Source organism: Coprococcus aceti, assembly GCF_025567285.1.
Lineage (GTDB): Bacteria > Bacillota > Clostridia > Lachnospirales > Lachnospiraceae > Coprococcus > Coprococcus aceti.
On sequence record NZ_JAOQJT010000004.1, the window covers coordinates 199,832 to 216,279 of the forward strand.

General features: G+C 42.4%; 13 protein-coding genes. 12 read left to right on the forward strand and 1 reads right to left on the reverse strand.

Going from position 1 to position 16,448, the window contains the following annotated elements; genetic code table 11:
- Nucleotides 1–47: 47 nt before the first annotated feature.
- The 12 genes from OCV54_RS07825 (at nt 48) to OCV54_RS07880 (ending at nt 15,791) form a co-directional block, all read left to right on the forward strand.
- Nucleotides 48–620: a hypothetical protein gene (locus tag OCV54_RS07825; RefSeq protein ID WP_055223374.1), complete on the forward strand. Its 573-nt coding sequence runs from the start codon at nt 48–50 to the stop codon at nt 618–620.
- 56 nt (nt 621–676) lie between these two features.
- Nucleotides 677–1,708 (forward strand): hypothetical protein, encoded by a 1,032-nt coding sequence (locus OCV54_RS07830; RefSeq protein WP_156327912.1) that lies wholly within the window; start codon nt 677–679, stop codon nt 1,706–1,708.
- A gap of 62 nt (nt 1,709–1,770) precedes the next feature.
- The gene (locus OCV54_RS07835; RefSeq protein WP_055223378.1) at nt 1,771–2,067 is read left to right on the forward strand and encodes a DUF4176 domain-containing protein; all 297 of its coding nucleotides are present in this window, start codon (nt 1,771–1,773) and stop codon (nt 2,065–2,067) included.
- A 303-nt stretch (nt 2,068–2,370) separates the two neighbouring features.
- Nucleotides 2,371–3,846: a tetratricopeptide repeat protein gene (locus tag OCV54_RS07840; protein ID WP_055223379.1), complete on the forward strand. Its 1,476-nt coding sequence runs from the start codon at nt 2,371–2,373 to the stop codon at nt 3,844–3,846.
- A gap of 19 nt (nt 3,847–3,865) precedes the next feature.
- Nucleotides 3,866–4,702, forward strand: coding sequence for a metallophosphoesterase (locus OCV54_RS07845; protein WP_055223381.1), 837 nt, complete (start codon nt 3,866–3,868; stop codon nt 4,700–4,702).
- Nucleotides 4,703–4,729: 27 nt separating this feature from the next.
- Complete coding sequence (locus tag OCV54_RS07850; RefSeq protein WP_055223383.1) at nt 4,730–7,096, forward strand: serine/threonine-protein kinase; 2,367 nt, start codon at nt 4,730–4,732, stop codon at nt 7,094–7,096.
- Between the two features lie 11 nt (nt 7,097–7,107).
- The gene (locus tag OCV54_RS07855) at nt 7,108–8,751 is read left to right on the forward strand and encodes a serine/threonine protein kinase (RefSeq protein ID WP_055223385.1); all 1,644 of its coding nucleotides are present in this window, start codon (nt 7,108–7,110) and stop codon (nt 8,749–8,751) included.
- Nucleotides 8,752–8,934: 183 nt separating this feature from the next.
- On the forward strand, nt 8,935–9,444 hold the full coding sequence (locus tag OCV54_RS07860) for a CinA family protein (protein ID WP_055223387.1): 510 nt from the start codon (nt 8,935–8,937) through the stop codon (nt 9,442–9,444).
- A gap of 62 nt (nt 9,445–9,506) precedes the next feature.
- Nucleotides 9,507–10,190 carry a metallophosphoesterase gene (locus OCV54_RS07865; protein WP_262563274.1) on the forward strand — a complete coding sequence of 228 codons (684 nt, stop codon included), beginning with the start codon at nt 9,507–9,509 and terminating at the stop codon, nt 10,188–10,190.
- 168 nt (nt 10,191–10,358) lie between these two features.
- Complete coding sequence (locus OCV54_RS07870; RefSeq protein WP_015535089.1) at nt 10,359–12,467, forward strand: glutamine synthetase III family protein; 2,109 nt, start codon at nt 10,359–10,361, stop codon at nt 12,465–12,467.
- A 512-nt stretch (nt 12,468–12,979) separates the two neighbouring features.
- Nucleotides 12,980–15,028, forward strand: a complete 2,049-nt coding sequence (locus OCV54_RS07875) for a DNA topoisomerase (protein WP_055223391.1) — start codon at nt 12,980–12,982, stop codon at nt 15,026–15,028.
- Nucleotides 15,029–15,101: 73 nt separating this feature from the next.
- On the forward strand, nt 15,102–15,791 hold the full coding sequence (locus tag OCV54_RS07880; protein WP_015535088.1) for an LbetaH domain-containing protein: 690 nt from the start codon (nt 15,102–15,104) through the stop codon (nt 15,789–15,791).
- 103 nt (nt 15,792–15,894) lie between these two features.
- On the opposite strand, the gene OCV54_RS07885 is transcribed toward OCV54_RS07880, so the two are convergent.
- A complete protein-coding gene (locus OCV54_RS07885) occupies nt 15,895–16,377 on the reverse strand; it encodes a hypothetical protein (protein ID WP_055223393.1) in 483 nt (160 codons plus the stop codon).
- Nucleotides 16,378–16,448 lie beyond the last annotated feature (71 nt).

Genomic DNA, 16,448 nt, shown 5'->3' on the forward strand with positions numbered 1-16,448 from the left:
GGGCAGATCTCCTCTGGAGCACTTAATATTTTCGAGGCGGTGAATCTATGGACACGATAAAGTTTGACGATCAGAAATTTGAAGAAGAAATGAATAAAATAGAAAAACTTCGGGATCTGGTGGATCAGACAGAGACATCCATGGTTAGGGCATGCAGGATGTTGAGTGCCGAAACAGATAAGTTTGACGAGGTCACGAGAAGACTTTGTCAGAAAATGAGGAAAATACATGATGGCCTAGATGTTTTACAGTCTCAGGGGAGTCAGGTTATAAGGGTGTATGGTGATACAGAGACATACAACATAAAACTGGTTGATGGATTGAAAAAAAGCCCGAACAGTGGGTCCCTCATTGGCAAGATGGACGATGGGTGCGTTCCATGGTTCATAAGAATAATGGACGACCAACAGTTAGTTAGTGAAGATAATTATATAAATCCAAATATATTTCACGAGAGATGGATATTGAAATCGAATGAAGCATTTTATAAAAAAATAAATGCGCAATTGATAAGCCCTCTGAATTCAGATCTTATATCTAGATATTCAATACCTCTAGCATCTGGTGTAAGGCCGTATGTACCGTCATTTGAAATATTTAGGAGAGGAGGAGAAAGATGAGCAATTTTGAACTGGATAGAGCACAGATGGAAGGCGCGGGAAGTGAACTGGCTCGTATGTTTATCAATGTTGGTATAACAACAGCACAGCTTAAGGGATCCCAGTGGTTGTTGAATGACAATAGTCCGACATCTCAGGCAATAAGAAACCGGCTTGGTACTCTTACGGGGAAAATGGCAAGAGAAGCCATGAATGTTGGGTATCTTAATGGCTATAATCAGAAAGTTATTCGTGAAGTACAGGCTGCCGAATTAAAAGCCTATATGGATATGATGAACTACGATGAAGCAATAAAGGATCTGTTGACAAAGGCTGCCGGAATTATAGGAATAACAAGTAAGAATATAAAAGGCGTAAAAGATCTGATAGATAAAGTCAAGAAAGCCTACAAAAATGCAACAGATAAAATTGTAGACAAGACTTCTATCAAGGGAAATTGGAATGCGGAAGCTACATATAAAAAAGGTGAATACAAATATGAAAACGGCTCTGTAAAGGTTAATGGAGCGTATAAATTAGGAGATGCAGAGGCGCATGCCTCATACTCAGGCGGATTATTTAAAACAGATAAAAATGGAAATCTTGTGTTAGATCCAAGATTCACAGCCGCAGCAGGAGCATCAGCCACGTTATTTACGGCAGCAGGAGCAGCATCTATTGGAAATGATATGCTTGGAGCAGGAGTCAGTGGCGATATAACTGTTGGAAGAGTAGCAGCAGAAATAGGAGCCAGTACAGGTCTTTTTGATAAAGATGGTAATTTTAGTCCTAGTGCACATGTAAATGCTTCTGCAGAGGCAATACTTCTTGATGCATCGGCAGAGGGCCATGCCACAGTGCTGGGCGTTGAGGCAAAGGGAAAAGCATCGATCAATATAGGAGCAGGAGCTCACGCAAAGGTTGATATTGGAGACGGAAAAATATCTGCTGATATAGGAGCATCGCTTGGTATAGGATTTTCTTTGAAATTTGAAGTTGATTATTCTAAGGCTCTTGGTTTTGTCAAGGGGGCTTCGTCAGGATTTTCAAAGACAATAAAGGGTGGAGCGTCCAAGAGTGTCGGTCGGATTTTTAACAGGTGGTTTTGATGGTATTGCCGATAAAGATTTGATATATTATTAGAATAAATAAACACAAGGAGGACATAGATATGTTAGAAGGAGTATTACCAATTGGTTCAGTAGTTATGCTGAAGGATAGTACAAAAAAGGTAATGATAATTGGTATATGCCAGTTTCAGACTGTTCCTGGAGAGGAAAAACCTCGTATTTGGGATTATGCGGCATGTCCATTCCCGGAAGGATATCAGGGGGCAAATGAATGTTATTTGTTCAATGGTGATCAGATAGAGAATGTGTATGCAGTCGGTTATCAGGATGAAGAGCAGATGATAATGAAAACAAAATATGATCAGGTGCTTGCTGAACTCAGAAAAGACGAGAACTAAAACAGAATAATAGAAAAGAGGCATAGGATGACTGAGGGCGTACTATGCCTCACCGTCGTTTTTCTAAAAAATAAGAGAGGTGGATATGGATTGAAAATTTGTAACAATTGTAACAACTATAATGATGATAATGAAACTCAGTGTGTGTATTGTGGAATGCCGTTACAAGTGCAACCCATAAGAAAAAAGAACCACACAAAGTTGATAATAATAGCAACAGGTGTTTTTGTAGCCTTGTTATGTACAATAATTGGAATAATTTTAGTAAACAGGAATCTAACCAGTAATAAATATGAAGAGAAAATGAAAAAAGGTGACAGATATCTCGCAGAGCTTGATTATGATTCAGCGATCACAGCCTATAATGAAGCGTTGAAGATTGATAAAAAGAATGAGAAAACTTATATCAAGCTGGCAGAGGCTTATCAGGCAACTGGGGATATGGACAGTGTTGACAGAATACTCACACTTGGTTATCAGACAACGGGAAGTAAGACAATAAAGAGGATGATAGATAACCTGGTTAAATATGCATCGATATTTGATTCTACATATGTTATAGGAGATAAGACGACAGGATATAAAACAGTGGATAAAGAAGATATGGATGCAGCTACTCTGGATGATCTGACACTTAATGATGCCTTTTTTGGAGATATATTAGATAAAGGGTATACAGATTACAATTCAACATATGGCAGTGCAGAAGTAAAATTTGAGAATGGCAGTGAGGTAATAAGTATCAGCTATAAGAATCTCGATGCACATCTTTGGTATGTAAATGAGGATGAACAGGTTATTGATTCTGCAGCGGGCGAACCTGCGGGAAATATCCGCCCATCATATATTATGGTGGACAAGCTGGACAGTATAATACGTGGGGCTGGAGATAGCATTACATATGATAATCTGTGTACATTATTTGGAGAAAATCCAAAGGTAAAATCGGATCAGTCAAGAAATTATGAACTGTTTCATTATAAGGGATGCGCAGTATATCTTGGATGTACGGAATCTGGTGATGTAAATGGACAGACGACCTGGATAAAGGTGGTAGTTCCAGGGGCTGGAAAGAATAAGGACGAGGTATCTGCCAAAGGATATGTGACAGGAATAATCGTAGATGCTGTAAATGGACAGGGACTCGGTGGAGTAGCGCTTTCATTTAGAGAGGGCAGACAAAATAAGAGTGGAGATATTGTCCTTACGGAATATACGGATGTTGATGGCAGCTATACAGCAGAGTTGGAAGAGAATACATATACAGTATGTGCAGAACTTGAGAATTATCAGACGGAGTATTTTGAGGTTGAGGTTACAAAGGGAAATACAACGTCTGATCAGAATCTTACAATGAGTTCGATTCTTGCGTCAGGAGAAGCTAGAATTGTTCTTGAGTGGGGCGCAACACCGGAGGATCTTGACGCACACTTGACTGGAAATGTAGGTGGTGATTCATTCCATGTATCGTTTAGAAATATGTCATTCGGAGATATTGTGAATCTGGACGTTGATGATAGAAATGGTTTTGGCCCAGAGACAATAACAATATCTGATATTTCAAGAGGTACATTTACTTACAGTGTTGTTGATTATATAAATCAGGGTATGGGATTTTCCAGCAGTGCTCTTGGTAATTCAGGTGCAACTGTTAAGGTATATATAGCAGGAGATGATCAGCCTAGAATTTATGAAGTTCCGGTGGGGGCTGGTGTAATATGGAATGTTTTTGAGATAAGAAATGGTGAGATAATAGATATAAATGATTTGGCAGAATAAGAGATGAGGAGATACTGACTTGAGTTATTACGTTATTGCAGATGTTCATGGCTGCTATCGTGAATTTATGCAGCTGCTCAATAGAGTTGAATTCAATGAGAAAGAAGATACATTATATGTTCTCGGGGATATTATCGACCGTGGACCGGGCTCTGAGGAGATGTTTGAATGGATATATAAGAGATACGGGAAAAGTGTCCATATGTGTATGGGTAACCATGAGGAGATGTTTTGCGATTTTGTAAAGTATAAAGAAAGCTGCCAACTTGCTGAAAAAATTGAAAAGAAATATAAAATGGATACGTTAGATATAAGTTGGGTTCTTACATCGGATCTTGATGGGGATATAAAGGAGCAGCTTTTGTTCTATTACAATTTTAGAGAACAGGGAAAACATTTGTCGTATGACAAATATGGAACAATAGAGCAGCTTGTTGAAAATGGACGAGATATGAAATATCTGAATAAAATGAGAACTTTTTTTGAACAGCTGCCATATTATTTTGAGCTTTCGGTAAACGATACACATTTTTATCTGGTACATGCTTTCATATCAGAACCTGTCGAAGAGTGTGATCACGAGAAGATGCTATGGTCGAGAGCATATCCTGATGGAGAAACAGGAATACCAGGTAAAGTGATCATTTTTGGACATACTCCTACAACAAACTACAGATACAATGGTATAGGGCGCGTTGTGGTTCAGAAGGAGGAGGACAGCATAACAGTCAATATTGATTGTGGCTGTTGTTGGCGTGAGCCAAAGTCCAAACTTGCGCTGTTGCGACTTGATGATCTTAAAGTATTTTATTCAAATATTAATAAGAATAACTTTGTGGCAGAAGTGATATCGTAATGTTTTTTTGATAGGGAGAGTGGACAAATGAATACAGGACTTCCATTTTTGACATATGGAGTTACCTTGAGAGGAAGGTATGTAATAGATTCCGTTATCGGTTCAGGCGGTTTTGGAATCACATATAAAGCATGGGATAATGTGCTTAATTGTGCGGTTGCAATAAAAGAATATTTTCCGAAGAGTTTTGTGAGCAGAACTCCTGGGGATGTGTCAGTGAGTGTGTTTACAGACATGAACACGGTTGAATTTGATCATGGAATGAAAAGATTCCTAAAAGAGGCTCAGGATCTTGCCAAGTTCAATAACAGACCGGGAATAGTGAGTGTATACGATTTTTTTGAGGCGAACAACACGGCCTACATGGTTATGGAATTCCTTGATGGGTGTACGCTGAAAGACTATCTGAAAGCAAATGGTGAGAAAGTAAATATAGATACCGGACTTTACATAATAGATTGTCTATTATCGGTGTTGGCTGATGTACATAAAGCAGGCATTATACATAGAGATATAAGTCCAGACAATATATTTATATGTACAGATTCGAGTGTAAAATTATTGGATTTCGGGGCTGCTAAGCAGACCATGGATATATACAATCAAACTGTGTCTATAGTGCTTAAGCATGGATATGCACCTCCAGAACAATATTTCAGTAAGGGTGAATTTGGACCTTGGACAGATATATACGCACTTGGAGCCACAATGTACAGAATGTTTACCGGACTTATGCCCACAGAGTCTGTGGAGAGGATGGTAAATGATAATATGCCGGCTCCGAATGTGGTTAACCCGGCGATTCCGCAGTATCTGAGCAATGTCATAATGAAAGCAATGGCGGTCAAGGTGGAGAATCGTTATCGAAGTGTGGAGGATCTGAGAAAAGATTTAGTGCCAAATGCCGTTTCTGACAATAGCAGGATTATCAGGAAGATAATTGCGATATGTGCACCGATAGTAGGTGTGGCAGCCATTGCAATATGTGTGATCCTTGGTGTACAGATGAGTAAAAGTTCAAAACATAAAAAGTATGAGGCGACAAGCAGAAATGATATAACTACAACAGAGCAGAAAGCGGCTGCAGATGATGAAGAAAAAACAACCGCAGCAAGTACCGAAGAAAAGGGCAAGACGGCTGTGAGTGATATTACCGGGGATAATCTTACTGATGCCAAGATCGGACCGGCAGGTCTGGCTATGCCTGACGAGGATAGTGATCCAATATATGTTTATTCTTGGGATGATGATCTGGAAAATAAACTTCAATATGTAAAGGCTAAATATCCAGAGTATGCTGACCTTATCAGATATGTGAATCTTGGAGTGGGAGGTAATTCAGAAGAATATTTAAATGGATTGGAGAACGCTACGGAGCAGCCATCGATAATCGCCAGTGATATTGATGTCACATATTATTTTACAGAATCTGATGGCACGATCCCACTGTCAGAAATTGGGCTGACTGAGGATATGTATAAAAATGCCTTTCCGTATACTATTGAATGTGGTTCGGCAAATGGTACTTTAAAAGCAATGACATGGCAGAGTACGCCGGGATGTTTTGTGTATAGAACAGATATTGCGGAAAAAGTCTTTGGTACATCGGATCCCGAGACTGTCCAGTCTTATGTGAAGGATTGGCCTACATTTATTTCCACTGCAAAAAAACTGAGTACTGCAGGCTATAAGATCGTTTCCGGTTCAGATGATACTCAGAGAGCAATACTTGGCAGCAGAACAGCTAAATGGGTTGATGGAAACAAGGTAAATTTTGATGGAGCATTGACAAGTTACCTAGAGATATCGAAACAACTTTATGATGGAAACTATACAAATGATAGCAATGTATGGGATAGTACATGGTTTGATGGAATGACGGGAAATGTGTTTGGATATTTTGGATCCCCATGGTTTGTCTATTCAACTTTAAATGACAGCAAGGGCTCTGCAACATATGGAAAGAGAAATGTATGCCAGGGACCAAATTCATATTATTGGGGTGGGACATACCTTACAGTAACGACCCAATGTAGTAATAAAGAATTGGCTGCACTTGTACTGTATACATTATGCTGCGATACGGATGCGATGTATCAGATGCAATGTGATAATGCCGATTTTGTCAACAATACAGCTGCGGTAGATCGGGCAATATCAGATGGGTATGGTTCTACAGAAATATTAGGCGGCGAAAATCCACTCAGCACATGGAAAAGAAATGGATTGGAAATAAAAAGTAATAATTTGTGCGATTATGACGTTGCTTTTTATAGTTATATTTTGGATGCATCATGGAATTACAATCATGGAAATCTTTCGTCGGTGGATGATGCGATATCGCAGATAAAAAATAGTATAAAGGCTGATTATAGTAATTTGCAGGTTGATTAGTGGGGATGTGTATGAGTACTTATGATAATAATGCTATGGTGTCAGGAAGAGGAATTGTGAGTGATCTCCCATTTTTACAGCAAGGAGTGTCTCTTAGGGGGAGATATGTTATAGAGAGTGTTTTAGGGTCTGGCGGATTTGGAGTAACATACAAGGCTTGGGATGCTTTGTTGAGTTCCTATGTAGCCATAAAGGAGTATTTTCCTAAAAGTGTTGTGAATAGAATGCCTGGTGATGCATCTGTTAGTGTGTTTACATCTGTAAATGCTGATGAGTTTAATAGAGGTATACATAGATTCCTCAAGGAAGCAAAGGATCTTGCACGGTTTAATGAAATACCGGGGATAGTTAGTGTGTTTGATTTTTTCGAGGAAAACAATACAGCATACATGGTTATGGAGTATCTTGAAGGGTGTACCCTCAGGGAGTATCTTAGGTCAAATGGTGAGAGAATAGATATTACTACAGGATTGTATATGATAGATAGTTTAATTACTGCGCTGGATGCTGTTCATAGATCAGGGATCATACATAGGGATATCAGCCCGGAAAACATATTTATATGTAATGATTCCAGCGTAAAATTGCTTGATTTTGGAGCTGCAAAACAGACGATGGATACATATACACAGACTGTATCGATCGTGTTGAAACATGGATATGCACCTCCTGAGCAGTATCTGAGCCGAGGAGACTTTGGACCGTGGACAGATATATATGCATTGGGAGCTACAATGTATAGAATGTTTACAGGAGTAATGCCGCAGGAATCTGTTGAGAGAATGGTAGATGATAAATTGCCGGCACCTGACGTTATCAATCCTGAAATTCCAAAGTATTTAAGTGATGCAATTATGACGTCCATGGAGGTCAAAGCAGAAAGGCGTTATCAAAGTGTAGATGTATTGAGAAGAGACCTGATGGGGCACGAAAATATAGATAATGCAAGTATGCTTAGAAAGATTGTAATGATATGTGCGCCTATTATAGGAGTGGCAGTTGTAGTCATTTGTATTGTCCTTGTCGTACAGCTGAACAAATCGGAAACAAAAAGAAGAAATATAACAGAAGAAGTCTCTGCTGTTGCGTCTGATACTACAACTGAAGAATTTACAGAAAATATTATAGACAATACTTCAGAAATGAAAGCGGAAAACTCAACGGATGATAATAGTAAGCCGGCCATAAGAAAGGCGGGTAATGTCAATCAGTTTTACAATACAGAACAAGACAGCGAAAACGATTTATCAGATACAGAAGCTGATATGGAATATGATTACACAGAAGACAATGGAGATGGAGATATCGGAGAGCAAAGCAGTAGCTTAGGCGTAAAAATATCGGCAATAACGGTCAGTGATTCAGAAACGGATATGACCACGGATAAGAGAGTATACGAGAAAGGTGTTAAGAATATATATTTTTATTGGAAAGTAATTTCTGCACCACCAGAGGGAACAAGAATAAAGTATACTGGAACTTATTGGACAGGTGAACCATATGAGGATGTGTTTTATGGGGTTCAATCCGGTGATATGTTGTCTGTTTGCATAAGCTGTGGTGGAAATGGCATGGGGGCAGGCATGGTCACAATAGAGTTATATGACTACATGTCAGATGAGCTGCTAGGCGAAGCAAGCGTAGAAATTAAATGATCAAAACCATCCACATCAATGAGGTGTGGGTGGTTTTAGTTAATTTAGAGTAAAACAGAAATACTATGAAAAGGAAATACACAGAGAAGTATGCTTTAGGAATAGTATATCATCCCGCTTGACGTATTTGAGGAAAGTTACTATTCTAAAAGTGAAAAGGAAAAGAAGGAGAATAGAAGCTTTATGGAGAGTGAATGCAATATAGAGAATAAGATCAGAATGAATTACCGGCATCTCACACAACTTCTTATCTCCCGACACCTAACCATCACCACCATGGAATCCGCCACATCAGGGCAGATAGCTTCCCTTATCACCGACACGGAAGGTTCCTCTGCAGTGCTGAAAGGTGCATTTATCACCTACTGCAATGAGGCGAAGATCATGCAGGGGGTTCCCGCAGAGATCATAGACAAGTATACAGTCTATTCAAAGGAAACTGCAGGTTCAATGGCGCAGGCGTGTAGAAAGGCGTATAATGCGAATATAGGGATCGGCGTGACTGGAACCATGGGAAATGTGGATCCGGCAAATCCAGACGCTTCGATTCCGGGACAGGTATACTTTGCCATAGATATAGATGGCGATGTGGAAGAGTATTATGTGGAGCTCCCGCCTCAGCCGACAAGACTTGCATATAAGCTGGCGGTGGCGGAGGAGATATATGAGGAGCTTATTAAGAGGCTGGACTGATAGAACGATTATCAAAGGAAGAATAAATGCTATATCTCGTATCCGACATCCACGGAGATGTCATGTCATTCAGAAAAATGTTGAAAAAGATAAGCTTTGATCCAGCCGTGGACCACATGATAGTCATGGGAGACATATTTGACTGGAACGATGAGGGAATTTCTCTTCTTGAGTTTATGTCGGACTATCTTGTGGATGGTTCGATGCAGCTCATAAAGGGTAATCATGAACTGTTTGCCCAGATGTACATAGAGGGAAGCATGTCAGAGAGACAGTGGATCATATTCGGCGGTGGTGGAACAGTCAGAGCTATCAAGAGGCTCAATGTGGATGAACAGATGAAGCTGCACGGGTATCTGGCTCATCTGCCACATTACACAGAGATACATTCGCCAAAGTACGGAGTTTGTGTTGTCACCCATCCGGGCATTCATTGTGGCTCGTATGTCAGAAATGCTGACAGGACGATCAACATTACCGAGTCTATTACGAATGCCGTGGGAAGAGATGAATACAGGTTTCTCATATCGCCGGATATCCACAATGTTCCGTTTTCGGATAAGAAGGCATTTGACAGGTATGTGTTCTGCGGACATGTGACGACGAACAGACTCAATGAAGATCATTCATATAACGCTTATGTGACATCATACTATACGGATCTCGACTGCGGAAATGGAGAGAGAAACAGGGGCGGAAAGCTGGCGTGCTATTGCGTGGACGACGACAGTATTTTTTATATATGAGATTTTTTTAAAATTAGGGGTTGATTTTTGAAAGAATATGGAGTATTTTATATTCAACAATTAGATGATACGAAATGGACAAAGGTGTTCTCAAGAAGGAGGACACCTTTCTCTTTTTTTGAGGATACGTTAAGGATTCATTTTTAATCAAGAAAAGGAGTAGTAATTATGATGAACAAAATTTCAGCCGTATTTGGCTCACACGTATTCTCAGATCAGGTCATGAGAGAGAGACTTCCAAAAGCAGTTTACAAGTCACTCAAGGCGACTATTGACAAGGGCGAGCCTCTCGATACATCAATCGCAGATTCAGTTGCAGCAGCCATGAAGGAATGGGCAATGGAGCTTGGTGCAACACATTATACACATTGGTTCCAGCCACTTACAGAGACAACAGCAGAGAAGCACGACTCATTCGTAAGCACAGTCGGTGATGGCGGCGTTATCCTTCAGTTCACAGGCAAGGAGCTCATCAAGTCAGAGCCGGATGCTTCATCATTCCCTTCAGGCGGTCTTCGTGAGACATGCGCAGCAAGAGGATATACAGCATGGGATTGTACATCACCTGCATTTGTAAAGACAACAGATGAGGGAACATGTATCCTCTGTATTCCGGCAGCATTCACATCATATACAGGAGAGTCACTTGACTACAAGACACCTCTTCTCCGTTCAATGGATGCCATCAGCAAGGAAGCCCTTAAGGCTCTTGCAATGTTCGGCAACACAACAGCCAAGAAGGTTACTTCATCAGTTGGTCCTGAGCAGGAGTACTTCCTGATAGATAAGAAGAAATTTGCAAAGAGAACAGATCTTAAGCTCTGCGGACGTACACTTTTCGGAGCAATGCCTCCAAAGGGACAGGAGCTTGATGATCAGTATTTCGCAGCGATCAAGGATAAGATCGCATCATACATGACAGAGTTGAACGAGGAGCTGTGGAAATACGGCATCCTTGCAAAGACACAGCACAATGAGGTTGCACCTGCACAGCATGAGCTTGCACCAATCTTCTCAACAACCAACATCGCCACAGATCAGAACCATCTGGTTATGGCAACCATGAAGAAGATCGCTGCAAAGCATGACCTTGAGTGCGTACTCCATGAGAAGCCATTTGCCGGCGTAAATGGTTCAGGTAAGCACAACAACTGGTCGATCTCAACAGACGAGGGCGAGAACCTCATCGATCCAGGCAAGCATCCTGAGACAAATCTCCAGTTCCAGTTCTTCCTGGCAGCAGTTCTGGCAGCAGTAGATAACAATGCTGAGCTTCTGAGACTTTCTGCTTCATCAGCAGGAAATGATCACAGACTTGGAGCTAACGAGGCACCTCCAGCAATCATCTCAGCATTTCTTGGAGAGCAGCTCCAGTCGATCGTTGAGCAGATCATCGAGAAGGGTGAGGCTACAGAGTCACCAAAGGGCAAGACATATGTATCAGGTGCATCAACACTTCCTACATTTACAATGGATGCCACAGATAGAAACAGAACATCACCATTTGCATTCACAGGTAACAAGTTCGAGTTCAGAATGGTTGGTTCAACACAGTCCATCGCATTCCCAATGATGGTACTTAACACAATAGTTGCAGATCAGATCAAGAAGATGACAGATGAGCTTGAGGGTGCAGACGATTTCGAGACAGCATGCAAGGCACTCATCAGAAGAGAACTCACAGCACATCAGAGAATCATCTTCAATGGCAATGGTTATTCAGATGAGTGGGTTGAGGAGGCAGCAAAGCGTGGTCTTCCAAATATCAAGTGCATGGTTGATGCTGTTCCTTATCTTGCAGCAGATAAGAGCGTTAAGATCTTCGAGAACCTTGGAGTTATGGATAAGGCAGAGCTTGAGGCGAGAGCTGATGTAATGCTTGAGAACTATGCAAAGAAGATCAACATCGAGGCACTCACTATGATAGAGATGTCTAATGAGGAGATCATTCCTGCAGTTATGGAATATCAGGCAGAGCTTGCAAAGGGTGCAGCTGAGATCAAGGCTCTTGGAATTGATCCTACAGTTCAGGTATCACTTTTGAACACCATCTCAGAGAAGCTCACAGAGCTCAAGAGCGCTACAGTAGCCCTTGAGGAGCTGGTTGCAAAGGCATCAGATTACGAGGGAGATACAGAGGCCTGGGCTAAGTATTTCCACAACACAGTATTTGCAGCATTTGACACAGTGAGAAAGCCTGCTGATGAACTTGAGAAGGAACTTCCAAAGACAGCTTGGCCATTCCCAACATACGAGCAGCTGTTATTCGAGCAGTAAAACATAGATTGAGTTTGCTAATCCTACTAAATTCTATATAAAATAGCTTAGAGGCATCCTGTCTGCGGTATCGCAGGCGGGGTGCTTTTTGCGCGTTAAAATCCCGTCAAGCGCGCACATGCGAGAGCTTGCTCGCGGCATGTAGCGCATTTGACGGGATGACGCGACATGAACACGAAGGCCGATAAGCCGGAGTGTGAATGCCGCGTAGAATTGCGGGAGCACGAAGTGCGAAGCAATTCTGTATTAACGCGCAATGCGGTGGAGAAGTGCGAAGCAATTCTGTATTAACGCGCAATGCGGTGGAGAAGTGCGAAGCAATTCTGTATTAACGCGCAATGCGTGTGGAGGGGGGGCAAGTGCGAAGCGGAGGAGCAGGCACCTCCGTCCCCACTTGCCCCCCTCCACAAATTCTGCTATTATATACAGATGTGTTGTGATGTATTTTTGCACCGGCCACGGCATAAACAGGATCATGTGTGTGGCGGATGCTGAAAGAATAGGAGCATAATTTGAAGAATTTATATATAGCAGAGAAGCCCAGCGTGGCGAGGCAGTTTGCCGACGTGCTGGGGGTGAAGGGCAATGCGGGAAATGGTTACCTGGAGTCGGATACAGCGGTTGTCACATGGTGTGTCGGACATCTGGTCACCATGAGCTACCCGGAGGTCTACGATCCGAATCTTAAGAAGTGGAGCCTTTCAACTATTCCATTTATTCCAACTGAATACAAATATGAAGTTCTTCCTGACACAAAGAAACAGTTCAATATCGTTGCGGGATTGCTTAACCGCGATGACATAGGCTGTATCTATGTGGCAACGGATTCAGGACGAGAGGGAGAATACATATACAGGCTTGTGGATTCAATGGCTCACGTAACCGGCAAGGAGAAACGCCGTGTGTGGATCGATTCACAGACCGAGGAGGAGATCCTCAGGGGAATCCGTGAGGCGAAGCCGCTCTCAGAGTACGACAGTCTCAGCGACGCAGCGTACCTTAGGGCCCAGGAGGACTACCTTATGGGTATCAACTTTTCAAGGGCGCTGTCGCTGAAGTTTTCAAATGTAGTCCAGAGGTATCTCGGCATGGACAGATGTGTCATAGCAGTGGGCCGTGTCATGACCTGTGTCCTCGGTATAATAGTGAAGAGAGAGCGTGAGATCAGGGAGTTTGTAAAGACTCCGTTCTACAGACTCGTTGCAAATGTGGGCGAGGAAGGACAGACATTTGATGCAGAATGGAAGGCAGTGAAGGGCACAAAGTATTTCGAGTCGCCTCTTCTGTATAAGGAGAATGGATTTAAAGAGAGACCCGCAGCGGAGCAGCTACTGGCGGAGCTGAAGGCAGGGGAGCCCGAGGCTGTGGCCCAGGCTGTGGAGCGCAAGAAAGAGAAGAAACAGCCTCCGATGCTGTACAATCTGGCAGAGCTTCAGAATGACTGTTCATCATTTTTCAAGATCAGTCCGTCCGATACCCTCAAGATAGTCCAGGAGCTCTACGAGAAGAAGCTGGTAACCTATCCGAGAACAGATGCCAGAGTGCTGTCAACGGCCGTGGCAAAGGAGATAGGACGGAACATATCGGGACTTAAGAATTTCCAGCCTGTGGCAGAATTTGCACAGGGGGCCATGGAGAGCGGCACATATAAGGGAATCGCAAAGACGAAATATGTGAACGATAAGCAGATCACCGACCACTACGCCATCATACCTACCGGACAGGGCTTTGGAGCACTTAGAAGTCTGGCACCTACAGCTCTCAAGGTATATGAGATCATATGCAGGAGATTCCTCAGCATATTTTACCCTGCTGCAGAGTACCAGAAGGTTGCAATGACACTCTCCAAGAACGGAGAGAAGTTGTTTGCCAACTTCAAATATCTGATAAACGATGGCTATCTTAAGGTGGCGGCCAACAGCTTTTCCAAGAAGAAGGACGATGTGAAGTACAGCCCTGAATTCATAGCAAGGCTTGCGAAGATAAAGAAGGGTGACAAGCTGAGCGTCCAGGGAATCGACATAAAGGAGGGTGAGACATCCCCACCTAAGAGATACAACTCAGGATCACTGATCCTGACAATGGAGAATGCAGGACAGTTCATAGAGGATGAGGCGCTCAGAGAGCAGATCAAGGGAGCTGGAATCGGAACAAGTGCCACAAGAGACGGGATCATCACCAAGCTGGAGAAGAACAAATATATATCGCTGAACAAGAAGACACAGATAGTGACACCGACATTCCTTGGGGAGATAATATACGATATAGTATATTATTCCATCAACGGTCTGCTGAGAGCGGACCTGACGGCGAGCTGGGAAAAGGGGCTTGAGGGTGTCGCTGAAGGTCAGATATCCAAGCAGGAATACACGGATAAGATGACTACATTTGTCACCAAATACACAAACCTTGTGAAGCAGATACAGAACCAGAATGGAATAACAGGGGTATTCGACAAAACGAAGGTGTTCTACGCCAAGGGCGGAGGTGCCCAGAAGAAGGAGACAAGAGCCACAGCCAGAACAGGCGCAAAGGCGGAGAAGAATGCGGATACACAGTGATTGCACATACTGATTCAAAGGTGTATAACATAGTATGTATCAGTTATATGTGATAGAAAAGGAGACTATTATTATGGAAGATATACAGTCAGTTGTAACAATAAAGGAGCTCTACAGCCTGGATCAGACCATGGCAAAGCCTCTTCTTGAGAAGCTTACCTATCCATGGGAGGCGCTTCCACTTATCAAGGATTTCGTGCTTGAGCTTGGAAAGAGTCTGGACAAGGATGAGTACAATGAGGTGGATGAGCATGTGTGGATCCACAAGAGCTGTAAGGTGTATGGAACAGCAACCATCCTTGGACCGACAATCATAGGTGCAGGCACAGAGGTTCGCCCGGGTGCGTTCATCAGAGGAAGCGTACTGGTCGGAGAGAACTGTGTGATAGGTAATTCAACAGAGCTCAAGAATGTCATCATATTCAATAACGTTCAGGTTCCTCATTACAACTATGTGGGAGATTCAGTCCTCGGTTTCAAGTCACACATGGGTGCCGGAAGCATCACGTCCAATGTGAAGTCTGACAAGACTCTGGTTCACGTTAAGGGAAATGTGGACGGACAGAGCTTTGACATTGCAACAGGACTTAAGAAGTTTGGTGCAATGCTCGGAGATAATGTTGAGGTTGGCTGCAACAGCGTCCTCAATCCTGGAACCGTAATAGGAAGATTCAGCAACATCTATCCTGTATCAAGAGTCAGGGGATATGTGCCGGGAGGCAGTATTTTCAAGGATAAGGATAACATAGTTGCAAAGCAGTAACGACCGTATAAACGGTGGGATAAATAAAGGACATATGACCGTATATAATACAAGATATATACGGTCATATGTCCTTTTGTTTTGGCAGAAAGCACCGTGACAGCTAGTTGATCACGGCATCCTTCAGGGCATTTCGTATGGAATCTATGATAAGTCTGGTAGTGTATGTGCTGTCTCCGGAAGGTGTTATATCGTCCACGGAAGATATGTAGTGAAGCTGAGTATTGATATCCTCGAGTGCCGTTTCAAGAAGTGGGTACATGGTGGTCACAGTCTCATCCACCTGTTTGAATGACACATCTGTGATGTAGTCCTTATCCACAGTGACCATGACGGACAGAGTGTTTTCTCCCAGAACAAGGGAAGATGAGTATGTCCCCGGTGTGTAATGTATCTCGTCGAGCTTAGGAGACGGATCAGTCTGGGCTGAGGTTGCGATGCTCCTGGCTGAACCACTGGTGTCATCTGAATCTTTGCCGCGGAACATGGTGATAAGTATAATGACAAATACGATCACAAGTGCCAGCAGTATGGCGGTGTATATGAGTTCTTTTGATTTTAATACGATAAGTTTAGTTGATGACATTATTTGCTCTCCCTGTTTTTTATATATTTTATTCACAAGAGAGCGATTTTATGAGAAAATTATTAGCAGAT

Bases quoted from the DNA above. Each gene is read 5' to 3' on its own strand.
- OCV54_RS07825 (WP_055223374.1), top strand. From the start codon at position 48: ATGGACACGATAAAGTTTGACGATCAGAAATTTGAAGAAGAAATGAAT.
- OCV54_RS07830 (WP_156327912.1), top strand. From the start codon at position 677: ATGTTTATCAATGTTGGTATAACAACAGCACAGCTTAAGGGATCCCAG.
- OCV54_RS07835 (WP_055223378.1), top strand. From the start codon at position 1,771: ATGTTAGAAGGAGTATTACCAATTGGTTCAGTAGTTATGCTGAAGGAT.
- OCV54_RS07840 (WP_055223379.1), top strand. From the start codon at position 2,371: ATGAAAAAAGGTGACAGATATCTCGCAGAGCTTGATTATGATTCAGCG.
- OCV54_RS07850 (WP_055223383.1), top strand. From the start codon at position 4,730: ATGAATACAGGACTTCCATTTTTGACATATGGAGTTACCTTGAGAGGA.
- OCV54_RS07855 (WP_055223385.1), top strand. From the start codon at position 7,108: ATGAGTACTTATGATAATAATGCTATGGTGTCAGGAAGAGGAATTGTG.
- OCV54_RS07860 (WP_055223387.1), top strand. From the start codon at position 8,935: ATGGAGAGTGAATGCAATATAGAGAATAAGATCAGAATGAATTACCGG.
- OCV54_RS07865 (WP_262563274.1), top strand. From the start codon at position 9,507: ATGTCATTCAGAAAAATGTTGAAAAAGATAAGCTTTGATCCAGCCGTG.
- OCV54_RS07870 (WP_015535089.1), top strand. From the start codon at position 10,359: ATGATGAACAAAATTTCAGCCGTATTTGGCTCACACGTATTCTCAGAT.
- OCV54_RS07880 (WP_015535088.1), top strand. From the start codon at position 15,102: ATGGAAGATATACAGTCAGTTGTAACAATAAAGGAGCTCTACAGCCTG.
- OCV54_RS07885 (WP_055223393.1), bottom strand. From the start codon at position 16,377: ATGTCATCAACTAAACTTATCGTATTAAAATCAAAAGAACTCATATAC.